Annotated in this window: 19 protein-coding genes; all 19 read left to right on the top strand. The window is 69.5% G+C overall.

Features of this window, described 5'->3' with window-relative positions:
* The first annotated feature begins 38 nt into the window (after nt 1-38).
* The 19 genes from KUM49_RS25960 to atpA all read left to right on the top strand — a co-directional run bounded on the left by KUM49_RS25960 (nt 39) and on the right by atpA (nt 21,308).
* Nucleotides 39-1,331, top strand: a complete 1,293-nt coding sequence (locus KUM49_RS25960; protein WP_217239363.1) for a homoserine dehydrogenase — start codon at nt 39-41, stop codon at nt 1,329-1,331.
* Nucleotides 1,332-1,337: 6 nt separating this feature from the next.
* The gene (gene thrC / locus KUM49_RS25955) at nt 1,338-2,396 is read left to right on the top strand and encodes a threonine synthase (RefSeq protein ID WP_217239362.1); all 1,059 of its coding nucleotides are present in this window, start codon (nt 1,338-1,340) and stop codon (nt 2,394-2,396) included.
* Between the two features lie 278 nt (nt 2,397-2,674).
* Complete coding sequence (thrB, locus tag KUM49_RS25950; RefSeq protein WP_217239361.1) at nt 2,675-3,604, top strand: homoserine kinase; 930 nt, start codon at nt 2,675-2,677, stop codon at nt 3,602-3,604.
* 408 nt (nt 3,605-4,012) lie between these two features.
* A complete protein-coding gene (gene rho / locus KUM49_RS25945) occupies nt 4,013-6,106 on the top strand; it encodes a transcription termination factor Rho (protein ID WP_217239360.1) in 2,094 nt (697 codons plus the stop codon).
* A gap of 138 nt (nt 6,107-6,244) precedes the next feature.
* Nucleotides 6,245-8,074 carry a trypsin-like serine protease gene (locus KUM49_RS25940; RefSeq protein ID WP_217239508.1) on the top strand — a complete coding sequence of 610 codons (1,830 nt, stop codon included), beginning with the start codon at nt 6,245-6,247 and terminating at the stop codon, nt 8,072-8,074.
* Nucleotides 8,075-8,282: 208 nt separating this feature from the next.
* Nucleotides 8,283-9,416 (top strand): LCP family protein, encoded by a 1,134-nt coding sequence (locus KUM49_RS25935; protein WP_217239359.1) that lies wholly within the window; start codon nt 8,283-8,285, stop codon nt 9,414-9,416.
* A 157-nt stretch (nt 9,417-9,573) separates the two neighbouring features.
* Nucleotides 9,574-9,795, top strand: a complete 222-nt coding sequence (gene rpmE, locus KUM49_RS25930; protein WP_217239358.1) for a 50S ribosomal protein L31 — start codon at nt 9,574-9,576, stop codon at nt 9,793-9,795.
* Between the two features lie 105 nt (nt 9,796-9,900).
* Nucleotides 9,901-10,977, top strand: a complete 1,077-nt coding sequence (gene prfA / locus KUM49_RS25925; protein WP_217239357.1) for a peptide chain release factor 1 — start codon at nt 9,901-9,903, stop codon at nt 10,975-10,977.
* A 46-nt stretch (nt 10,978-11,023) separates the two neighbouring features.
* Nucleotides 11,024-11,869, top strand: a complete 846-nt coding sequence (gene prmC, locus KUM49_RS25920; RefSeq protein ID WP_217239356.1) for a peptide chain release factor N(5)-glutamine methyltransferase — start codon at nt 11,024-11,026, stop codon at nt 11,867-11,869.
* 64 nt (nt 11,870-11,933) lie between these two features.
* The gene (locus KUM49_RS25915; RefSeq protein WP_217239355.1) at nt 11,934-12,581 is read left to right on the top strand and encodes an L-threonylcarbamoyladenylate synthase; all 648 of its coding nucleotides are present in this window, start codon (nt 11,934-11,936) and stop codon (nt 12,579-12,581) included.
* A complete protein-coding gene (locus tag KUM49_RS25910; RefSeq protein WP_217239354.1) occupies nt 12,578-13,255 on the top strand; it encodes a protein-tyrosine-phosphatase in 678 nt (225 codons plus the stop codon). The genes KUM49_RS25915 and KUM49_RS25910 overlap by 4 nt, the downstream gene beginning before the upstream one ends.
* A gap of 159 nt (nt 13,256-13,414) precedes the next feature.
* The gene (gene glyA / locus KUM49_RS25905) at nt 13,415-14,659 is read left to right on the top strand and encodes a serine hydroxymethyltransferase (protein ID WP_217239353.1); all 1,245 of its coding nucleotides are present in this window, start codon (nt 13,415-13,417) and stop codon (nt 14,657-14,659) included.
* 129 nt (nt 14,660-14,788) lie between these two features.
* A complete protein-coding gene (locus tag KUM49_RS25900; RefSeq protein WP_217239352.1) occupies nt 14,789-16,099 on the top strand; it encodes an MraY family glycosyltransferase in 1,311 nt (436 codons plus the stop codon).
* Between the two features lie 301 nt (nt 16,100-16,400).
* On the top strand, nt 16,401-16,835 hold the full coding sequence (locus tag KUM49_RS25895) for a hypothetical protein (RefSeq protein WP_217239507.1): 435 nt from the start codon (nt 16,401-16,403) through the stop codon (nt 16,833-16,835).
* 225 nt (nt 16,836-17,060) lie between these two features.
* Nucleotides 17,061-17,885, top strand: coding sequence for a F0F1 ATP synthase subunit A (atpB, locus tag KUM49_RS25890; protein ID WP_308406747.1), 825 nt, complete (start codon nt 17,061-17,063; stop codon nt 17,883-17,885).
* 76 nt (nt 17,886-17,961) lie between these two features.
* Nucleotides 17,962-18,183, top strand: coding sequence for an ATP synthase F0 subunit C (gene atpE / locus KUM49_RS25885; RefSeq protein ID WP_004925497.1), 222 nt, complete (start codon nt 17,962-17,964; stop codon nt 18,181-18,183).
* A gap of 42 nt (nt 18,184-18,225) precedes the next feature.
* Nucleotides 18,226-18,777 carry a F0F1 ATP synthase subunit B gene (locus KUM49_RS25880; RefSeq protein ID WP_217239351.1) on the top strand — a complete coding sequence of 184 codons (552 nt, stop codon included), beginning with the start codon at nt 18,226-18,228 and terminating at the stop codon, nt 18,775-18,777.
* Complete coding sequence (locus KUM49_RS25875; protein WP_217239350.1) at nt 18,774-19,589, top strand: F0F1 ATP synthase subunit delta; 816 nt, start codon at nt 18,774-18,776, stop codon at nt 19,587-19,589. The genes KUM49_RS25880 and KUM49_RS25875 overlap by 4 nt, the downstream gene beginning before the upstream one ends.
* A gap of 123 nt (nt 19,590-19,712) precedes the next feature.
* Entirely contained in the window at nt 19,713-21,308 is a 1,596-nt protein-coding gene (gene atpA, locus KUM49_RS25870) for a F0F1 ATP synthase subunit alpha (RefSeq protein WP_217239349.1), read from the top strand.
* Nucleotides 21,309-21,313 lie beyond the last annotated feature (5 nt).

Below are 21,313 nucleotides of genomic sequence, written 5' to 3'. Positions count from 1 at the left end.
ACTGGTCCCACCGTGACGGTATGAGGAAACGAGGTCGGATGATGCGTACGCGTCCGCTGAAGGTGGCGCTGCTGGGCTGTGGAGTGGTCGGCTCAGAGGTGGCGCGCATCATGACGACGCACGCCGACGACCTCGCCGCGCGGATCGGTGCGCCCGTGGAGCTCGCCGGTGTGGCCGTACGACGGCCCTCCAGGGTCCGTGAGGGCATCGACCCCGCCCTCGTCACCACCGACGCCACCGCCCTCGTCAAGCGTGGTGACATCGACGTGGTCGTCGAGGTCATCGGCGGCATCGAGCCGGCTCGGTCGCTCATCACCACCGCCTTCGAGCACGGCGCCTCCGTCGTCTCCGCGAACAAGGCCCTTCTCGCGCAGGACGGCGCCGCCCTGCACGCGGTGGCGGAGGAGAACAACAGGGACCTCTACTACGAGGCCGCCGTCGCCGGTGCCATCCCGCTGATCCGGCCGCTGCGCGAGTCTCTCGCCGGCGACAAGGTCAACCGGGTGCTCGGGATCGTCAACGGCACCACGAACTTCATCCTCGACAAGATGGACAGCACGGGCGCGGGCTATCAGGAAGCCCTCGACGAGGCCACCGCCCTCGGGTACGCCGAGGCCGACCCGACCGCCGACGTCGAAGGTTTCGACGCCGCCGCCAAGGCCGCCATCCTCGCCGGGATCGCCTTCCACACGCGCGTGCGTCTCGACGACGTCTACCGCGAGGGCATGACCGAGGTCACCGCCGCCGACTTCGCCTCGGCGCGCGAGATGGGCTGCACCATCAAACTGCTCGCCATCTGCGAGCGGGCGGAGGACGGCGGGTCCGTCACCGCGCGCGTGCACCCCGCGATGATTCCGCTGACCCACCCGCTCGCCTCCGTGCGCGGCGCGTACAACGCCGTCTTCGTCGAGTCCGACGCCTCCGGGCAGCTGATGTTCTACGGCCCCGGCGCCGGCGGCGCTCCCACCGCCTCCGCCGTGCTCGGCGACCTCGTCGCCGTCTGCCGCAACCGGCTGAGCGGCGCCACCGGCCCCGGCGAGTCCTCGTACGCCGCGCTGCCCGTGTCGGGCATGGGCGCGGTCGTCACGCGGTACCACATCAGTCTCGACGTGGCGGACAAACCGGGTGTTCTCGCCCAGGTCGCCACCGTGTTCGCCGAGCACGGTGTCTCGATCGATACGGTTCGCCAGCAGGGGAAGGACGGCGAGGCCTCTCTCGTCGTCGTCACGCACCGAGCGTCCGACGCCGCCCTGGGCGGAACCGTCGAGGCGTTGCGCAAGCTCGACACCGTGCGTGGTGTCGCCAGCATCATGCGGGTTGAAGGAGAGTAACCAGCAATGACCCACCAGTGGCGCGGAATCATCGAGGAGTACCGGGACCGGCTGCCGGTGTCCGGCACCACGCCGGTCGTGACGCTCCGCGAGGGCGGCACGCCCCTCGTGCCCGCGCAGGTGCTCTCCGAGCGCACCGGCTGCGAGGTCCACCTCAAGGTGGAGGGCGCCAACCCCACCGGGTCCTTCAAGGACCGCGGTATGACCATGGCGATCACGCGGGCCAAGGAGGAGGGCGCGAAGGCGGTCATCTGCGCCTCCACCGGCAACACGTCCGCGAGCGCCGCCGCGTACGCCGTGCGCGCCGGGATGGTCTGCGCCGTCCTCGTCCCGCGCGGCAAGATCGCGCTCGGCAAGATGGGGCAGGCGCTCGTGCACGGCGCCAAGATCCTTCAGGTGGACGGCAACTTCGACGACTGCCTCACCCTCGCCCGCGCCCTGAGCGACAACTACCCCGTGTCTTTGGTCAATTCGGTCAACCCGGTGCGGATCGAGGGCCAGAAGACGGCCGCGTTCGAGATCGTGGACATGCTCGGGGACGCGCCTGACGTCCACGTCCTGCCGGTCGGCAACGCGGGCAACATCACGGCGTACTGGAAGGGCTACAACGAGTACGCCGCCGACGGCATCGCCACCAGGACCCCCCGCATGTGGGGTTTCCAGGCGTCCGGCAGTGCCCCGATCGTGCGCGGCGAGATCGTCAAGGACCCGTCGACCATCGCCACCGCCATCCGGATCGGCAACCCCGCCTCCTGGCAGTACGCCCTGGCGGCACGGGACGAGTCCGGCGGCTTCATCGACGAGGTGACGGACCGTGAAATCCTGCGCGCCTACCGGCTGTTGGCCGCTCAGGAGGGTGTGTTCGTCGAGCCCGCCTCCGCCGCGTCGGTGGCCGGTCTGCTGAAGGCCGCCGAGCAGGGCAAGGTCGACCCGGGACAGCAGATCGTGTGCACCGTCACCGGAAACGGCCTCAAGGACCCCGACTGGGCCGTCGCGGGTGCCCCGCAGCCGGTCACCGTCCCGGTCGACGCGGCCACGGCGGCCGAGCGCCTCGGCCTCGTCTGACCCGCACGACGACCTCTGGGAAAGGGTTGTCCCCAGAGAAGGTGCACAGGGGGCTTACGACACGCATCGTGCGCCTCCTGTGCGCCCTATGTCGCCACGGAACCTTCCTTCGATAGGCTGTACCGAACCCGCCCGCCGCATATGCCTCCGCATATGGCCGGGTGCCGCGCCGTCTCCGCGGCCCGGAAGCGGTCCCCAGGGTCCTCACACCCCAGGGAACCTCACGTACGTATCGAATGTCTTCGACAGTCCCGCAGCTCAAGGAGAGTCATCGAGAGATGGCCGGTCCAGCCTTCCGCGCCGCCGCCGTCCGAGTGCGCGTCCCCGCCACCAGCGCCAACCTCGGTCCGGGCTTCGACGCCCTCGGCCTGTCGCTCGGGCTCTACGACGACGTGGTCGTCCGGGTGGCCGACTCCGGGCTGCACATCGACATCGCGGGTGAGGGCGGCGAGACGCTCCCGCGCGACGAGAACCACCTTCTCGTACGGTCCCTGCGCACCGCCTTCGACCTGCTCGGCGGACAGCCGCGCGGCCTGGAGATCGTCTGCGCGAACCGCATCCCGCACGGCCGGGGCCTCGGCTCCTCCTCGGCCGCCATCTGCGCCGGCATCGTCGCCGCGCGCGCCGTGACCATAGGCGGCGAGGCCAGGCTGGACGACACCGCCCTGCTCGAGCTCGCCACCGAGATCGAGGGCCACCCCGACAACGTGGCGGCCTGTCTGCTCGGCGGTTTCACGCTCTCCTGGATGGAGGCCGGTGCCGCCCGGGCCATCAGGATGGAACCTGCCGATTCCATCGTTCCGGTGGTTTTCGTGCCTGGTAAGCCGGTCCTGACGGAGACCGCGCGCGGACTGCTCCCGCGCACCGTGCCGCACGTCGACGCCGCCACCAACGCAGGCCGTGCCGCACTGCTCGTCGAGGCCCTGACCAGGCGCCCCGAGCTGCTGCTGCCGGCCACCGAGGACCGGCTCCACCAGGAGTACCGGGCGCCGGCCATGCCGGAGAGCGCGGCGCTGGTGGAGCGGCTGCGGGCCGACGGGGTCCCGGCAGTCATCTCCGGCGCGGGCCCCACGGTGCTCGCGCTGGTCGACGGCGAGAACGCCGACAAGGTCGCCCACTTGGCGGGCGGGGGCTGGGCCGCGAACCGACTGAAGTTCGACGCCCGCGGAGCGAGTGTGTTGCCGCTCGCGCCCGCCAGTGACATCTGAAATCCGGCGCTTGCCGGATTTCGAGAGGGGGAATGTTTGTTGGATCCGGTAGTGTTAACCTCAAGTCTGCACCCGACCCCACCATGGCGAGGTGCTTCACGTCCCCGTCCGGGACAGACACTCTTCCGGGAGCCTCCCAAGCCGCACTGTGTTTCGTACGACGTACGCGGGCAGTACCTCGTACGCGGGCACTGAGCGACTTGCCGGGCACGCTCCGGAACCGGTGCGACCAAGTCACGTGACACGGACACTCAGTGCCACGGCTTTCGGAAGCGCCGTCACCACATTCCTCCGCCGCTTAGGCGGACCACCGCCCCGGCACGGTCCACACAGCAAGGACCGAAGCCGGACAGCACAACCGGTCGCCGAGCCAGACAGGCCGACGTCCGCTCCAGGGAAGGACCCTTCGTGAGCGACACCACCGATCTGATGGGCGCACGTGTCGAGGAGACCGCTGCCGCGCCCGCCACGGACGCCTCCGCGCCTGCCACCGGTGCCGGCTCCCGGCGGCGCCGCGGTACCGGCCTCGACGGCATGGTGCTGGCCGAGCTGCAGCAGGTCGCCTCGGGCCTCGGCATCAGGGGCACTGCGCGCATGCGCAAGAGCCAGCTGATCGAGGTCATCAAGGAAGCGCAGGCCGGGGGAGGGGGCGCTGCCCCCAAGACGGCAGGTCCCGCCGCGGACGCCGCTGCCGAGACCAAGCCCAAGCGCCGCGCCACCTCCAAGGCCCGTACGGGTGACGAGGCCGCTCCCGCCGCCGCCAAGAAGGCGGCCGTGAAGTCCGAGGCCCCCGCCGAGAAGGCCGTGGCCCAGCAGCAGATCGAGATTCCCGGCCAGCCGGCCGGCGGCCCCTCCCGCGCGAGCGAGGCCGAGCGTGGGGGGGACGACGCTCCCACCGAGCGCCGTCGTCGCCGCGCCACCGCGGAGGCGGGCAGCCCCGAGACGGTCACCGCCGAGGCGAAGAGCGAGCCGAAGGCCGAGACGCCCGCCCCGCAGGCGCAGGGCGACGCCGACGGCGGCGAGGGCCGTCGTCGCGACCGCCGTGAGCGCGGCCGTGACCGTGACCGCGGTGACCGCGGTGGCGACCGCCGCAAGGGCGACGACCAGCAGGGCGGCCAGAGTGGTCAGAGCGGCCAGAGTGGTCAGGGCGGCGGCCAGCCGCAGCGCCAGGACCGTCAGGACCGTCAGCAGCAGAGCGGCGGTGGTCGTCAGGACCGCCAGGACCGCCAGCGTGACAACGGCCCGCAGGACGACGACGACTTCGACGGCGGACGCCGGGGCCGTCGCGGCCGCTACCGCGACCGCCGTGGCCGTCGCGGCCGTGACGAGATGAGCGGCCCCGAGCCGCAGCTGGCCGACGACGACGTCCTGATCCCCGTCGCGGGCATTCTCGACATCCTCGACAACTACGCCTTCATCCGTACGTCGGGCTACCTGCCGGGCCCCAACGACGTGTACGTCTCGCTCGCACAGGTCCGCAAGAACGGCCTGCGCAAGGGCGACCACGTCACCGGTGCCGTGCGCCAGCCGAAGGAGGGCGAGCGCCGCGAGAAGTTCAACGCGCTGGTCCGCCTGGACTCCCAGAACGGCATGGCACCCGAATCCGGGCGCGGGCGGCCGGAGTTCAACAAGCTGACGCCGCTGTACCCGCAGGACCGCCTCCGCCTGGAGACGGACCCCGGCATCCTCACCACCCGCATCATCGACCTCGTCGCGCCGATCGGTAAGGGCCAGCGCGGTCTGATCGTGGCCCCGCCGAAGACCGGCAAGACCATGATCATGCAGGCGATCGCCAACGCGATCACGCACAACAACCCCGAGTGCCACCTGATGGTCGTCCTGGTCGACGAGCGTCCGGAAGAGGTCACCGACATGCAGCGGTCGGTCAAGGGCGAGGTCATCTCCTCGACCTTCGACCGTCCCGCCGAGGACCACACCACGGTCGCCGAGCTCGCCATCGAGCGCGCCAAGCGTCTGGTGGAGCTGGGCCACGACGTCGTCGTGCTGCTCGACTCGATCACGCGTCTGGGCCGTGCGTACAACCTCGCCGCCCCGGCCTCCGGCCGCATCCTGTCCGGTGGTGTCGACTCGACCGCCCTGTACCCGCCGAAGCGCTTCTTCGGTGCGGCCCGCAACATCGAGGACGGCGGCTCGCTGACCATCCTCGCCACCGCCCTGGTGGACACCGGGTCCCGCATGGACGAGGTCATCTTCGAGGAGTTCAAGGGCACCGGCAACGCCGAGCTCAAGCTCGACCGCAAGCTCGCCGACAAGCGTGTCTTCCCGGCGGTGGACGTCGACGCGTCCGGCACCCGTAAGGAAGAGCTGCTGCTCGGCGGCGACGAGCTGGCCATCGTGTGGAAGCTGCGCCGGGTGCTGCACGCGCTCGACCAGCAGCAGGCGGTCGAGCTGCTTCTCGACAAGATGAGGCAGACGAAGTCGAACGCCGAGTTCCTGCTGCAGATCCAGAAGACGACCCCGACGCCGGGCAACGGCGACTGACGTCACCTTCCACAAAGGGCCACCCCTGTGCCAGGGGTGGCCCTTTGTGCTGTACACGGCCGGGATACGATCACGCTCTTCGGTCGACTTCTCGGCCCGAACTCATGATCCCGAGGGGGGACTCGCGTGGGTACACCCATGTCCGGGGGCAGCGGCCGGCACAGACGTCGCATACGGATCGCGCTGCCCGTCGGCGCGGCCGGTGTGGCCGCCGCCGTGGCCGCCGTGCTGTTGACGTCGTCCGCGGACGCCACCACCGCCGTCGCGCCGAAACCGCCGGTCAGGGCCGCGGTCGCGCAGCCCTCGCTCGCCGAGCTGCAGCAGCGGATCACCGACGCCATGGCGGGTGACGACACCCCGGGCGGCACGACGGCCAAGGACTCGCTGAGCGCGAGCACCAGCACCAGCACCAGCACCAGTACCGACCCCGGCACGACCACCGTCGACCCGCAGGTCATCGGCGGGACGACCACCACCATCACCACCGCCCCGTGGATGGCGCAGCTCTGGTACACCGACGACCAGGGCACCGCCGACGAGGGCGACGACACCGGCTTCTTCTGCGGCGGCGCCGTCATCGCGCCGACGAAGATCCTCACCGCCGCGCACTGCGTGAAGGGCTACGACTGGCACGCGGGCGGCGCCGTCGTGACCGGCACCTCCCAGTTGCCCTCGGAGGGCGACCTGCACGGCGGCACCGTCAGCGGGGTCCTGCGGCAGTGGAACCACCCGTCGTACAGCGCGCGGACCATCGACAACGACCTCGCGGTGCTCACCCTGGCGAGTCCCGTCAAGGCCACGCCGATCCGCATGACGACGTCCGGCGACACCGCCTCGTACGCCTCCGGCACCAGTGCGAAGCTCTACGGCTGGGGCCGCACCACCTCCACCACCCAGGCCACCTCCCAGACGCTGAAGACGGCGACGCTGCCGATCAAGTCCGACGCCACCTGCGCCGGCTACTACGGCACCGACTTCGTCAAGGGCCACATGGTCTGCGCGGGCACCCCCGCCACCGGCAGCGACACCGGTACGACGTCCGCCTGCAACGGTGACTCCGGCGGCCCGCTGGTCGTGAACAACCGGATCGTGGGCGTCGTCTCGTGGGGCGTGCCGAACTGCGTGACGAAGGGCGCGTACAGCGTCTTCGCCAAGGTCAGCGCGTACGTCGGCGCCGCCTATCCGCGCGTCGACGACACCAACCTGAGCTTCGACCACAAGGCCGACCTGTGGGTGCGCAACGCCTCCACCGGGACCGGCTACGAGAAGGACTCCACGGGCAGCGGGTTCGGCGCCCGCCAGTCCTGGGGCAACTGGAACGGCGTCAACGTCGTCCTGCAGACCGACCTCAACCGGGACGGCTACCAGGACTTCGTGTACCGGGAGAGCTCGACCGGCGACGTCTACTGGTGGCGCTACGTCCCGGCCACCGAGAGCTGGGCCGACCCCCAGCAGATCTTCGACAACTGGAAGACCCGCACCCGCATCCTCACCCCCGGCGACGTCACCGGCGACTACCTGCCCGACCTGCTCTCGGTCGACTCCGCGGGCGTCCTGTGGATCTACCCCGGCAAGGGCAACGGCACCTTCGCGGCCCGCGTGAAGTTCGGCTCCGGCTGGAACCAGTACAACTCCCTGCGCGGCCACGGCGACTTCACCGGCGACGGCAGGACCGACCTGATCGCCCGCGGCAAGACCAACGGCTACATCTACCTGTACAAGGGCACCGGCAAGTCCGGCAGCGGAGCCTTCTCCGCCCGGGTCAAGGTGCGCACCTGGGGCAGCACGACGTACAACGCCTTCGACGCGGTCGGCGACGTCACCGGCGACGGCAAGGCCGACTTCCTGGCCCGTACGCCCGGCGGCACGCTCTACCTCTACAAGGGCACCGGCAAGGCCACCAGCGAGATCTTCGCCACAAGGATCTCCGTGGGGACCGATTTCAAGCAGTACGACATCTTCGGCTGAGCCGCTGGTGAACGGGGTTCGCCCCGAAGAGCCCCTTACGCACTGTGGCCACCCGATGCACAGGGTGGTCACAGTGCGTTGTGCAACCCTTTCCCGGGTTTCGCCGTCTGACCTGGCGGAGCAACAGTGGTGCGGTTCACGTCTTCCCGTACCCACGCCTGACCCTGAAAGCAGGGGGTAACCGACCGGACGGGAATTCGAGGAGCACATGTCCGCCGAGAGCACGCCGGAGTCCGGCATACCGCAGCCCGGTACCACAGGCCGCCACCGCGCCAAGGGCAGCCGCCGCAAGCCCGCGGGCAAGCGCCCCAAGGGCGTTCTCATCATGGCCTGGACGGCGGCGGGCATCCTCGTCCTGGGCGGCAGCGGAGCCGGCTACCTCTACTTCAAGCTCAACGGCAACATCAAGAGCGTCGACATCGACTCGGCCCTCGGCACCGACCGGCCGACCAAGGTCGACAACGGCTCCGAGAACATCCTCGTCCTCGGCTCGGACACCCGTGCCGGCGGCAACCAGAAACTCGGGGGCGGCCCCGACGACGGCAGCGCCCGGTCCGACACCGCGATGATCGTGCACGTCTACGAGGGCCACAAGAAGGCCAGCGTGGTCTCCATCCCGCGCGACACCGTCATCGACCGGCCCGAGTGCACCGACACCAAGGGCGACACGCACGACGCCGCGTCCGAGGTGATGTTCAACTCGGCGTACTCGACCGGGGGCGCCGCCTGTGCGGTGAAGACCGTCGAGTCCCTCAGCGGCATTCGCATGGACCACTACCTCGAGGTCGACTTCAGCGGCTTCGAGAAGATCATCGACGAGCTCGGCGGTGTCACGGTCACCACGACCAAGGACATCAAGGACGACGACAGCCACCTCGATCTGGACGCCGGCACCCACAAGCTCGACGGCGAGCAGGCCCTCGGCCTGGTCCGCACCCGGCACGGCGTCGGTGACGGCTCCGACCTCGGCCGCATCCAGCTCCAGCAGGCCTTCATCAAGGCGCTGATCAACCAGGTCAAGAGCATCGACCTGTTCGGCGGCGGCACCAAGCTGTACGACCTCGCCAACGCCGCCACCAAGGCCGTGACGACCGACTCCGACCTGGGCTCGATCAACTCGCTCATGTCCTTCGCCGAGGGCATGAAGGGCATCAGCGCCGCCAACATGCACATGGTCACGATGCCGGTGCAGTACGACCCGGCGAACCCGAACCGCGTGATCGTCAAGGAGGCCAAGGCCAAGCAGGTGTGGGCCGCCCTGGAGAACGACAAGGCGATCCCGAAGTCGGCCACCGAGGGCACCGCGACCGGCGAGGCCGACGGTGTCGTGACCTCTTCGTAGCCGCCCGGGCGGCCCCGGCGGGCCCCTGGGAATAGATCGCACCGTCCCCCGGTTTTGGGGGATGCGGCCAGTCCTGGCAGACTGGTACGTCGGCTCCGGTTCACGCCTCCGCATCCCGCGGCTGCGACCCGGCGCCCTCCCGAAACTAGGAGACACCTTGAAGCGCGAGATCCACCCCCAGTACTTCGAGACGCAGGTCAGCTGCACCTGTGGCGCGTCGTTCACCACTCGCAGCACCATCGACTCCGGCACCATCCGTGCCGAGGTCTGCTCCGAGTGCCACCCGTTCTACACGGGCAAGCAGAAGATCCTCGACACCGGTGGCCGTGTGGCCCGCTTCGAGGCCCGCTTCGGCAAGGCTGCCGGCTCCAAGAAGTAGCGAGCCCCATTTCGCCGGTCCACGGTCGCGCCCTCTTCCGGGCGCACCGGGACCGGCGTTTTTGGTCGCCCGCCCTCCCCTTCACCGCAGTATCAGGAGCCCAAGATGTTCGAGGCCGTCGAGGAACTCGTCGCCGAGCACGCCACCCTGGAGACGAAGCTCGCCGACCCGTCGGTCCACGCCGACCAGGCCAACGCGCGCAAGCTGAACAAGCGTTACGCCGAGCTCACCCCGATCGTCGCCACGTTCCGCTCCTGGAAGCAGACCGGCGACGACATCGAGACCGGACGCGAGTACGCCGCCGTCGACCCGGACTTCGCCGCCGAGGTCAAGGAGCTGGAGAAGCAGCGCGAGGAGCTGACCGAGAAGCTGCGCCTGCTGCTCGTCCCGCGTGACCCCAACGACGACAAGGACGTCATCCTGGAGGTCAAGGCGGGCGCGGGCGGCGACGAGTCGGCCCTGTTCGCCGGCGACCTGCTGCGGATGTATCTGCGCTACGCCGAGCGCGTCGGCTGGAAGACCGAGATCATCGACGCCACCGAGTCCGAGCTGGGCGGCTACAAGGACGTCCAGGTCGCGGTGAAGACCAAGGGCGGCCAGGGTGCCACCGAGCCCGGCCAGGGCGTGTGGGCCCGCCTGAAGTACGAGGGCGGCGTGCACCGCGTGCAGCGCGTCCCGGCGACCGAGTCGCAGGGCCGTATCCACACCTCCGCGGCCGGTGTCCTCGTCACCCCCGAGGCCGAGGAGGTCGACGTCGAGATCAACGCGAACGACCTGCGCATCGACGTGTACCGCTCCTCAGGACCGGGTGGCCAGTCCGTCAACACCACCGACTCCGCCGTGCGCATCACGCACATTCCCACCGGAGTCGTCGCCTCCTGCCAGAACGAGAAGAGCCAGCTGCAGAACAAGGAGCAGGCGATGCGTATCCTGCGCTCCAGGCTGCTTGCCGCGGCGCAGGAGGAGGCGGAGCGTGAGGCCGCCGACGCCCGCCGCAGCCAGGTCCGTACCGTCGACCGCTCCGAGAAGATCCGCACGTACAACTTCCCGGAGAACCGCATCTCGGACCACCGCGTCGGCTTCAAGTCGTACAACCTGGACCAGGTCCTGGACGGCGACCTCGACGCGGTGATCCAGGCCTGCGTCGACGCGGACTCGGCAGCGAAGCTGGCGGCCGCGTAAGCGTGTAAGGACGTACCCACGCACGAGGACGACACGGAGGACTTGCGTGAACCTGCTGCTCGCAGAGGTGGCCCAGGCCACCCAGCGGCTGGCCGACGCCGGCGTGCCCTCGCCGCGCAACGACGCGGAGGAGCTCGCCGCGTTCGTGCACGGCGTGAAGCGGGGCGAGCTGCACTCCGTGAAGGACTCCGACTTCGACGCCCGCTACTGGGAGGTCATCGCCCGGCGTGAACAGCGCGAGCCGCTGCAGCACATCACCGGGCGGGCCTTCTTCCGGTACCTGGAACTCCAGGTCGGGCCGGGGGTGTTCGTCCCGCGTCCCGAGACCGAGTCGGTGGTCGGCTGGGCCATAGACGCCGTACGCGCGATGGACGTGGTCGAGCCGCTGATCGTCGACCTGTGCACCGGGTCCGGCGCGATCGCCCTCGCCCTCGCCCAGGAGGTCCCGCGCTCGCGCGTGCACGCCGTGGAGCTGTCCGAGGACGCCCTGAGGTGGACGCGGAAGAACATGGAGGGGTCCAGGGTCGACCTGCGTCAGGGCAACGCCCTGGACGCCTTCCCGGACCTCGACGGGCAGGTCGACCTGGTCATCTCCAACCCGCCGTACATCCCGCTCACCGAATGGGAGTACGTCGCTCCCGAGGCGCGGGACTACGACCCCGAACTCGCCCTGTTCTCGGGGGAGGACGGCCTCGACCTGATCCGCGGCATCGAACGCACCGCACACCGGCTCCTGCGCCCGGGCGGGGTCGTCGTCATCGAGCACGCCGACACCCAGGGCGGCCAGGTGCCGTGGATCTTCACCGAGGAACGGGGCTGGGCCGACGCGGCCGACCACCCCGACCTCAACAACCGTCCGCGCTTCGCGACCGCCCGCAAGGCGACGCCGTGAGCGCCCCGCACATCTTCGACCCGCAGCAGCACGTGTACTTCGTGTACGAGGAGGCCCGCTAGACATGGCACGGCGATACGACACCAACGACGCGACCGACCGCACGACCGGTCTGCGCGAGGCCGCGTCCGCCGTCCGCCGTGGCGAGCTCGTGGTCCTGCCGACCGACACGGTGTACGGCATCGGCGCCGACGCGTTCTCCTCGGAAGCGGTGCACGACCTGCTGGAGGCCAAGGGCCGGGGCCGCAACATGCCCACCCCCGTCCTCATCGGCTCCCCGAACACCCTGCACGGCCTGGTCACGGACTTCTCCGAGCTGGCCTGGGAGCTCGTCGACGCCTTCTGGCCGGGCGCGCTCACCCTGGTCGCCAAGCACCAGCCGTCCCTCCAGTGGGACCTGGGGGACACCCGTGGCACGGTCGCCGTACGCATGCCGCTGCACCCGGTCGCCATCGAGCTGCTGACCGAGGTCGGCCCCATGGCGGTCTCCTCCGCGAACCTGACGGGCCATCCGGCGCCGGAGGACTGTGACGCGGCGCAGGAGATGCTCGGCGACTCCGTCTCCGTGTACCTGGACGGCGGCCCGACCCCCGGCAACGTCCCGTCCTCGATCGTCGACGTCACGCGTGAGGTGCCGCTGCTGCTGCGCGTGGGCGCGATCTCGGCGGACGAGCTGCGCAAGGTCGTACCCGACCTCGAGGTGGCGAATTGACGGCCCCTGACGCGGGGCGTGGCATAGGCAACGGGGAAGGGGCGGGAAGCCTGTTCGAACAGGGCCTCCCGCTCGACAGCTTCCGCATCCTCCACGTCAGCACCGGCAACGTGTGCCGCTCGCCGATCACCGAGCGGCTGACCCGCCATGCCCTGGCGGACCGGCTCGGCGACCCCCTGTGGGGCGGGCTGATCGTGGAGAGCGCCGGCACCTGGGGCCACGAGGGCGCACCCATGGAGGCCAACGCGGAGACCGTGCTGGCCGACTTCGGCGCGGACGCCTCCGGCTTCACCGGCCGCGAACTGCTCGACGAACACGTCATCAGGGCCGACCTGGTCCTGACGGCGACCCGTGACCACCGCGCCCAGGTCATCTCCATGGGCCACTCCGCGGGCCTGCGCACCTTCACCCTGAAGGAGTTCACCCGCCTGGTGAAGGCGATCGACCCCGCGACCCTGCCTCCGCTGGAGGACGGCATGGTGGCCCGCGCCCGCGCCCTGGTCCGCGCGGCAGCGGCTCTACGCGGGTGGCTGCTTGCCCCGACGGCCGAGGCGGACGAGGTGTACGACCCGTACGGCGCCCCGCTGACGTTCTTCCGGTCGATCGGCGACGAGATAAACCAGGCGCTGGATCCGGTGGTGACGGCGCTGACGGGAGTGCCCGCGCGCACGTGACGCCGGGTTTTCGCCCCCGCCGCCCCTTCCCGTCCCTGGGGCTGCTCCCCAGACCCCCCTTCGGCCCTGAACGGGCCTCGTCCTCAAACGCCGGACGGGCTGAGAAGGCGTCCTGGGCCTACATTGGTCCTACGTCACCGTCGACGCCCGGAGCCCATCATGTCGGTCACCCCTGTCCTTGAGACCGCCGTCGACGTCCTGCGGCGCCGCGACCCCGAGCTGGCCGAGATCCTGCTCGGGGAGGCCGACCGGCAGGCGACGACGCTGCAGTTGATCGCCGCCGAGAACTTCTCCTCGCCGGCCGTGCTGGCCGCCCTCGGCTCGTCCCTCGCCAACAAGTACGCGGAGGGGTATCCCGGTGCCCGGTACCACGGGGGCTGCGAGATCGTCGACGTCGCCGAGCGGATCGCCGTGGAGCGGGCGAAGGCGCTGTTCGGGGCCGAACACGCCAACGTGCAGGCCCACTCGGGATCCTCGGCCGTGCTGGCCGCGTACGCCGCCCTGCTGCGCCCCGGCGACACCGTCCTCGCCCTCGGGCTGCCCTACGGCGGCCACCTCACGCACGGCTCGCCCGCCAACTTCTCCGGCCGCTGGTTCGACTTCGTGGGGTACGGGGTGGACGCGGAGACCGGGCTCATCGACTACGACCAGGTGCGCACGCTCGCCCGGACGCACCGGCCCAAGGCGATCGTGTGCGGCTCCATCGCCTATCCCCGGCACATCGACTACGCCTGCTTCCGGGAGGTCGCCGACGAGGTGGGCGCGTACCTGATCGCGGACGCCGCCCACCCCATCGGCCTCGTCGCCGGGGGAGCGGCGCCGAACCCGGTGCCGTACGCCGACGTCGTGTGCGCCACCACCCACAAGGTGCTGCGCGGCCCGCGCGGCGGCATGATCCTGTGCGGCGCCGATCTCGCCGAGCGGGTGGACCGGGCCGTGTTCCCCTTCACCCAGGGCGGTGCCCAGATGCACACCATCGCCGCCAAGGCCGTCGCGTTCGGTGAGGCGGCGACGCCGGCCTTCACGGCGTACGCCCATCAGGTGGTCGCCAACGCCCGGGTGCTGGCGGCCAGGCTCGCCGCCGAAGGGCTGGTCGTCACCACCGGCGGGACCGACACCCACCTGGTCACGGCCGATCCGGCACCCCTCGGTGTCGACGGCCGCACCGCGCGCGGCCGGCTCGCGGCGGCCGGGATGGTGCTCGACTGCTGTGCGCTGCCGCACGCGGACGTCCGTGGCCTGCGTCTGGGCACCGCGGCCGTGACCACCCAGGGCATGGGGGAGACGGAGATGGTGCGGATCGCCGTACTGTTCGCGCAGGTCCTCAGGGGTGAAGCGGAGAGCCAGAAGGCCCGTGAAGAAGTGCGGGAGCTGGCCGGGGGATTTCCGCCGTATCCCGGCTGAACCTGGGTAGGCGCTGATCAGTGCACAGGCACACGTGCAACCATCGTCGCTACCCGGACGTCCCGAACCCTATGCGCGCATCGCTAGTGTGTGGGACTGAGATGGCCAGCGAGACCTGTGGGGAAGCCCGTGCGTGAATACCTGCTGACGCTCTGCGTCACGGCCGCGGTGACGTATCTGCTGACAGGGCCGGTACGGAAGTTCGCGATCGCGGCCGGAGCGATGCCGGAGATCCGGGCGCGTGACGTGCACCGGGAACCCACTCCGCGGCTCGGCGGGATCGCGATGTTCTTCGGGCTGTGTGCGGGCCTGCTGGTCGCGGACCACCTGACCAACCTCAACCAGGTCTTCGAGAAGTCGAACGAGCCGCGCGCGCTGCTCTCCGGAGCGGCTGTCATCTGGCTGATCGGCGTCCTGGACGACAAGTTCGAGATCGACGCCCTGATCAAGCTGGGCGGCCAGATGATCGCCGCGGGCGTGATGGTCATGCAGGGTCTGACGATCCTGTGGCTGCCGATCCCGAGCGTGGGCACGGTCGCGCTGACCCAGTGGCAGGGCACCCTGCTGACGGTGGCGCTGGTCGTCATCACCATCAACGCGGTCAACTTCGTGGACGGCCTCGACGGCCTCGCCGCCGGAATGGTGTGCATCGCGGCGGCCGCGTTCTTCATGTACGCCTACCGCATCTGGTACTCGTACGGCATCGAGGCGGCCGCCCCGGCCACGCTGTTCGCGGCGATCCTGATGGGCATGTGCGTGGGCTTCCTGCCGCACAACATGCACCCGGCGCGGATCTTCATGGGCGACTCGGGCTCGATGCTGATCGGACTGGTGCTGGCCGCCGGCGCGATCTCCATCACGGGGCAGGTCGACCCGGACAACCTCTTCGGCGGGTCCGAGCGCAGCGCGGTGCACCAGATGGTGCCGATCTACATCCCGCTGCTGATGCCGCTGACCATCATCGCGATCCCGGCCGCCGACCTGATCCTCGCCATCGTGCGCCGCACCTGGCGCGGCCAGTCGCCGTTCGCGGCCGACCGCGGCCACCTGCACCACCGCCTGCTGGAGGTCGGCCACTCGCACAGCAGGGCCGTCCTGATCATGTACTTCTGGTCGGCGCTGATCGCCTTCGGTGCGCTCGCCTACTCGGTGAACTCGGCGTCCATGTGGATCGTGCTCGGTGTCGTGTTCCTCAGCGCCATCGGGCTGTTGCTGCTTCTGCTGCCCCGCTTCACGCCGCGCGCCCCGCGCTGGGCCCAGCACTTCGTGCCGCCGCGCTACCGCCGCCGGACGGAGGCCGAGGAGCCCGCGCCGACGGCAGCGGTCGAGCAGGAGAGCCGCGCTCCCGTGGCCGCGGGGGTGGCGGGCGTCAACGGAGCGACCGCCCTCGGCGCCCGTGCACGTCTGGTCGACGGGCGCAAGGCCGGGACGTCCCGCTGACGTGGACAAGGTAAGAATCTGACTAGAGCATTGCCAAGTCGTGGGGAAGCAAAATTCCGCAATACCAGACAAGTCGCCCTGGATCTTGCACAGACGCGCACTGTCACTCTCATGTGTGACAGCAGGCACACCCACTTGGTAAAGACCGCATCAAATAGTTTGTGATACGGTTCACGAGAACCCCGGATAGAGCCGAAGGACCGCAGTGCGACGGTCCATTGGCGTGAGGTACTCCCTCAGCCCGGGACTACGCTCGTCCATGACGACACCCCTGCCCCCCTGTGAAAGCGGAGTTGCCGCCATGCCGTCCAACGACGTCCGGATCCTGCTCCAGGCCGCTGTGCCCACAGCTGCCGTCGGCGCTGTAGCCGCCGTCGTCAGTGGTGTGGTCGCCGGTGGCAAGGGAGCGATCGGGGCGGGCGTGGCGACGCTGATCGTGATCCTGTTCATGGGGATCGGCCTCTACGTTCTGCAGCGCACTGCCAAATCGCTTCCGCACCTCTTCCAGGCCATGGGCCTGATGTTGTACGCGGCACAGATCCTGCTGCTTTTCATCTTCCTCGCGGCCTTCAAGAACACGACGCTGTTCAACGCCCGGGCCTTCGCGATCGCGCTCGTCGTCGGCACCCTCGTGTGGATCGCCGCACAGACGCGCGCCCACATGAAGGCCAAGATCCTCTACGTAGAGCCCGAGTCCTCGGGCGACAAGCCCCACAAGACGGGGCACTCGTCGTGAGGGGTAGGGCCGGGATAAGGGCGCTACAGAGATGCTGCTATCGTCCGGTGCCAACTGCGGCATCGCGGGCGCGGGCATCTGAGCTGACGCCTGCTCAATCGCGAGGCGAGATGCCCCCCGGCCGCCCCCACATCCGAAACACCAGTCCCGTGCCGAACCGCGGCTGCGCGCCGCGCCGACACAACGAGGTTGCCGTACCTATGCGCCACGCTGAAGGAGCCCGCGGTGAGTGCTGACCCGACGCAGACGCTCGCCTTCGAGACCGACTGCCACCTGTTCGACGGTTGTGGCTTCCCGGCTCCGGGCCTGCACTCGTTCCTGTTCGAGCCGCTCTTGGGCGACGCCGACGGCAACGGCCTCTACTTCAACAAGCCGATGCTGCTGGCGCTTCTGGGCTCCATCATCATCGTGGGCTTCTTCTGGGCCGCCTTCGCCAGGCCGAAGATGGTCCCCGGCAAGCTCCAGATGGTCGCCGAGGCCGGCTACGACTTCGTACGCCGCGGCATCGTCTACGAGACGATCGGAAAGAAGGAAGGCGAGAAGTACGTCCCGCTCGCCGTCTCACTGTTCTTCTTCATCTGGATGATGAACCTCTGGTCGATCATCCCGGTCGCCGCCTTCCCGGTGACGTCGATCATCGCCTACCCGGCGATCCTGGCCCTGATCGTCTACATCACCTGGGTCTCCCTGACCTTCAAGCGGCACGGTTTCGTGGGTGCCTTCAAGAACTTCACGGGCTACGACAAGTCGCTCGGCGCGGTGCTCCCGCTGGCCATGACCATCGAGTTCTTCTCGAACCTGCTGGTCCGCCCGTTCACGCACGCGGTGCGACTGTTCGCGAACATGTTCGCCGGTCACACCCTGCTGCTGCTCTTCACGATCGCCAGCTGGTACATGCTGAACGGCATCGGCATCGCCTACTCCGCCGTCTCGTTCGTGATGGTCATCGTGATGACGGCCTTCGAGCTCTTCATCCAGGCGGTTCAGGCGTACGTCTTCGTCCTCCTGACCTGCACCTTCATCCAGGGCGCGCTCGCCGAGCACCACTGAGCACCCCGCTTTTCGAACCCCCAGAGTCGTCCGGTGGCCAACCCCCACCGGTCCGTAAAGAGAAGGAAGAACTGGCATGTCCAACCTTGCTGCTGTCACCGGTGACCTCGGTTCCGTCGGTTACGGTCTTGCGGCCATCGGCCCCGGCGTCGGCGTTGGCATCATCTTCGGTAACGGCACCCAGGCCCTCGCCCGCCAGCCCGAGGCGGCCGGCCTCATCCGCGCCAACCAGATCCTGGGCTTCGCGTTCTGTGAGGCGCTCGCCCTGATCGGTCTCGTCATGCCGTTCGTCTACTAAGACGAACCCTGACGACCGACCCTTTCGACGAAAGGCACTGATGTGACATCCGCCCTGGTTTTCCTGGCGGCTGAGGGTGAGAAGGAGAACCCCCTCATCCCGCCGTGGCCGGAAGTTGTCATCGGCCTCATCGCTTTCGTCATCGTCTTCGGCTTCCTCGCCAAGAAGCTCCTCCCGACCATCAACAAGGTTCTGGAAGAGCGTCGCGAGGCCATCGAGGGCGGTATCGAGAAGGCCGAGGCCGCACAGACCGAGGCCCAGAGCGTCCTTGAGCAGTACAAGGCTCAGCTCGCCGAGGCCCGCCACGAGGCCGCGCGGCTGCGCCAGGAGGCGCAGGAGCAGGGCGCCACGCTCATCGCCGAGATGCGCGCGGAAGGCCAGCGGCAGCGCGAGGAGATCGTCGCCGCCGGTCACGCCCAGATCGAGGCCGACCGCAAGGCCGCCGCGTCCGCGCTGCGCCAGGACGTCGGCAAGCTCGCGACCGACCTGGCGGGCAAGCTCGTCGGCGAGTCCCTCGAGGACCACGCCCGGCAGAGCCGTGTGATCGACCGCTTCCTCGGTGAGCTTGAGGAGAAGGCCGAGGCCACGCGATGAACGGAGCGAGCCGCGAGGCCCTGGCAGCCGCACGCGAGCGTCTCGACGCGCTGACGGACTCCACGTCCGTGGACGCCGGCTCGCTCGCCGACGAGCTGGCCGCCGTCACCGCGCTGCTGCACCGCGAGGTGTCGCTGCGTCGGGTCCTGACCGACCCGGCGCAGTCCGGAGAGTCCAAGGCCGAACTGGCCCAGCGCCTGCTCGGCTCCCAGGTCGGCGGTCAGACCGTCGACCTGGTGTCCGGCCTGGTGCGTTCCCGCTGGTCGCAGTCGCGTGACCTGGTGGACGCCCTGGAGGAGCTGGCGGCGCTCGCCGACCTCACCGCCGCGCAGAAGGCGGGCAAGCTCGACAGCGTCGAGGACGAGCTGTTCCGGTTCGGCCGGATCGTCGCCTCGGCCACCGAGCTGCGCGCCGCGCTGACCAACCGCAAGGCGGGCGCCTCGGCGAAGAGCGAGCTGCTGCGCAGCCTGCTCGGCGGCCGGGCCGCCCCGACCACCGAGCGTCTGGTGACACGCCTTGTGACCGCGCCGCGGGGACGTAGCCTGGAAGCGGGACTGGAGTCCCTGTCCAAGCTCGCCGCCGAGCGCCGGGACCGCATGGTGGCCGTCGTCACCTCGGCGGTACCGCTGAGCGACCAGCAGAAGCAGCGCCTGGGTGCCGCCCTCGCGAAGCTCTACGGCCGCACGATGCACCTCAACCTCGACGTGGACCCCGAGGTCCTCGGCGGGATCCGGGTGCAGGTCGGTGACGAAGTCATCAACGGCTCCGTCGCGGACCGTATCGAGGACGCCGGCCGCCGACTGGCGAGCTAGCAGCAACTTCATAGCAGTACGTACTTATTACGGCCCGTGTTGGGCCGTGCAGAAGAATCCTGGGGGTCGCCCCCAGACCCCAAAGTGAAACTTCGGGCCCAACAAGGAGAGCAGGGAACCCAGATGGCGGAGCTCACGATCCGGCCGGAGGAGATCCGGGACGCGCTGGAGAACTTCGTCCAGTCGTACCAGCCGGACGCGGCCTCGCGCGAGGAGGTCGGAACGGTCACCGTCGCCGGCGACGGTATCGCCAAGATCGAGGGCCTGCCCTCGGCCATGGCGAACGAGCTGCTGAAGTTCGAGGACGGCACCCTCGGCCTCGCGCTGAACCTCGAAGAGCGCGAGATCGGTGCCGTCGTCCTCGGCGAGTTCAATGGCATCGAGGAAGGCCAGCCGGTCACCCGCACCGGCGAGGTCCTGTCCGTGGCCGTCGGCGAGGGCTACCTCGGCCGCGTGGTCGACCCGCTCGGCAACCCGATCGACGGCCTCGGCGAGATCGAGACCAGCGGCCGACGCGCCCTCGAGCTGCAGGCCCCGGGCGTCATGGCCCGTAAGTCGGTGCACGAGCCGATGGAGACCGGCTACAAGGCCGTCGACGCGATGACCCCGATCGGCCGTGGCCAGCGTCAGCTGGTCATCGGCGACCGCCAGACCGGCAAGACCGCCCTGGCCGTCGACACGATCATCAACCAGCGTGACAACTGGCGCTCCGGCGACCCGAAGAAGCAGGTCCGCTGCGTCTACGTCGCCATCGGTCAGAAGGGCTCGACCATCGCCTCCGTGCGTGGCGCCCTCGACGAGGCCGGCGCGCTGGAGTACACGACCATCGTCGCCGCCCCGGCGTCCGACCCGGCCGGCTTCAAGTACCTGGCGCCGTACACCGGCTCGGCCATCGGCCAGCAGTGGATGTACGAGGGCAAGCACGTCCTGATCATCTTCGACGACCTGTCGAAGCAGGCCGACGCCTACCGCGCCGTGTCGCTGCTGCTGCGCCGCCCGCCGGGCCGTGAGGCCTACCCGGGTGACGTCTTCTACCTGCACTCCCGTCTGCTGGAGCGCTGCGCGAAGCTCTCCGACGAGCTGGGCGCCGGTTCGATGACGGGTCTGCCGATCGTCGAGACCAAGGCCAACGACGTCTCGGCGTTCATCCCGACCAACGTCATCTCCATCACCGACGGCCAGTGCTTCCTGGAGTCGGACCTGTTCAACGCCGGTCAGCGTCCCGCGCTGAACGTCGGTATCTCCGTCTCCCGAGTCGGTGGTTCCGCGCAGCACAAGGCGATGAAGCAGGTCTCCGGCCGTCTGCGTCTGGACCTCGCCCAGTTCCGTGAGCTGGAGGCGTTCGCCGCCTTCGGTTCCGACCTGGACGCCGCGTCGAAGTCGCAGCTGGAGCGCGGTCAGCGACTGGTCGAGCTGCTCAAGCAGGCTCAGTACCAGCCGATGCCGACCGAGGACCAGGTCGTCTCCGTCTGGGCCGGCACCACCGGCAAGATGGACGACGTACCGGTCGCCGACATCCGCCGCTTCGAGAAGGAGCTCCTGGAGTACCTGCACCGCAAGGAGCAGGGCCTCATGACCTCCATCAAGGAGGGCGGCAAGATGTCCGACGACACGCTGACGGCCATCGCCGACGCCATCGCCGACTTCAAGAAGCAGTTCGAGACCTCGGACGGCAAGCTGCTCGGCGAGGACGCTCCGTCCGTCAACGTCTCCAAGTGACGTAG

The sequence above is a fragment of the Streptomyces sp. AC555_RSS877 genome, assembly GCF_019049245.1.
Classification (GTDB): domain Bacteria; phylum Actinomycetota; class Actinomycetes; order Streptomycetales; family Streptomycetaceae; genus Streptomyces.
This window is presented reverse-complemented; position numbering and strand designations above follow the sequence as displayed.

Coding starts and splice junctions, on each gene's coding strand:
- thrC (WP_217239362.1), top strand. CDS start 1,338: ATGACCCACCAGTGGCGCGGAATCATCGAGGAGTACCGGGACCGGCTG.
- thrB (WP_217239361.1), top strand. CDS start 2,675: ATGGCCGGTCCAGCCTTCCGCGCCGCCGCCGTCCGAGTGCGCGTCCCC.
- atpA (WP_217239349.1), top strand. CDS start 19,713: ATGGCGGAGCTCACGATCCGGCCGGAGGAGATCCGGGACGCGCTGGAG.
- KUM49_RS25895 (WP_217239507.1), top strand. CDS start 16,401: ATGCCGTCCAACGACGTCCGGATCCTGCTCCAGGCCGCTGTGCCCACA.
- KUM49_RS25935 (WP_217239359.1), top strand. CDS start 8,283: ATGTCCGCCGAGAGCACGCCGGAGTCCGGCATACCGCAGCCCGGTACC.
- KUM49_RS25960 (WP_217239363.1), top strand. CDS start 39: ATGATGCGTACGCGTCCGCTGAAGGTGGCGCTGCTGGGCTGTGGAGTG.
- atpE (WP_004925497.1), top strand. CDS start 17,962: ATGTCCAACCTTGCTGCTGTCACCGGTGACCTCGGTTCCGTCGGTTAC.
- KUM49_RS25915 (WP_217239355.1), top strand. CDS start 11,934: ATGGCACGGCGATACGACACCAACGACGCGACCGACCGCACGACCGGT.
- KUM49_RS25875 (WP_217239350.1), top strand. CDS start 18,774: ATGAACGGAGCGAGCCGCGAGGCCCTGGCAGCCGCACGCGAGCGTCTC.
- glyA (WP_217239353.1), top strand. CDS start 13,415: ATGTCGGTCACCCCTGTCCTTGAGACCGCCGTCGACGTCCTGCGGCGC.
- prfA (WP_217239357.1), top strand. CDS start 9,901: ATGTTCGAGGCCGTCGAGGAACTCGTCGCCGAGCACGCCACCCTGGAG.
- KUM49_RS25940 (WP_217239508.1), top strand. CDS start 6,245: ATGTCCGGGGGCAGCGGCCGGCACAGACGTCGCATACGGATCGCGCTG.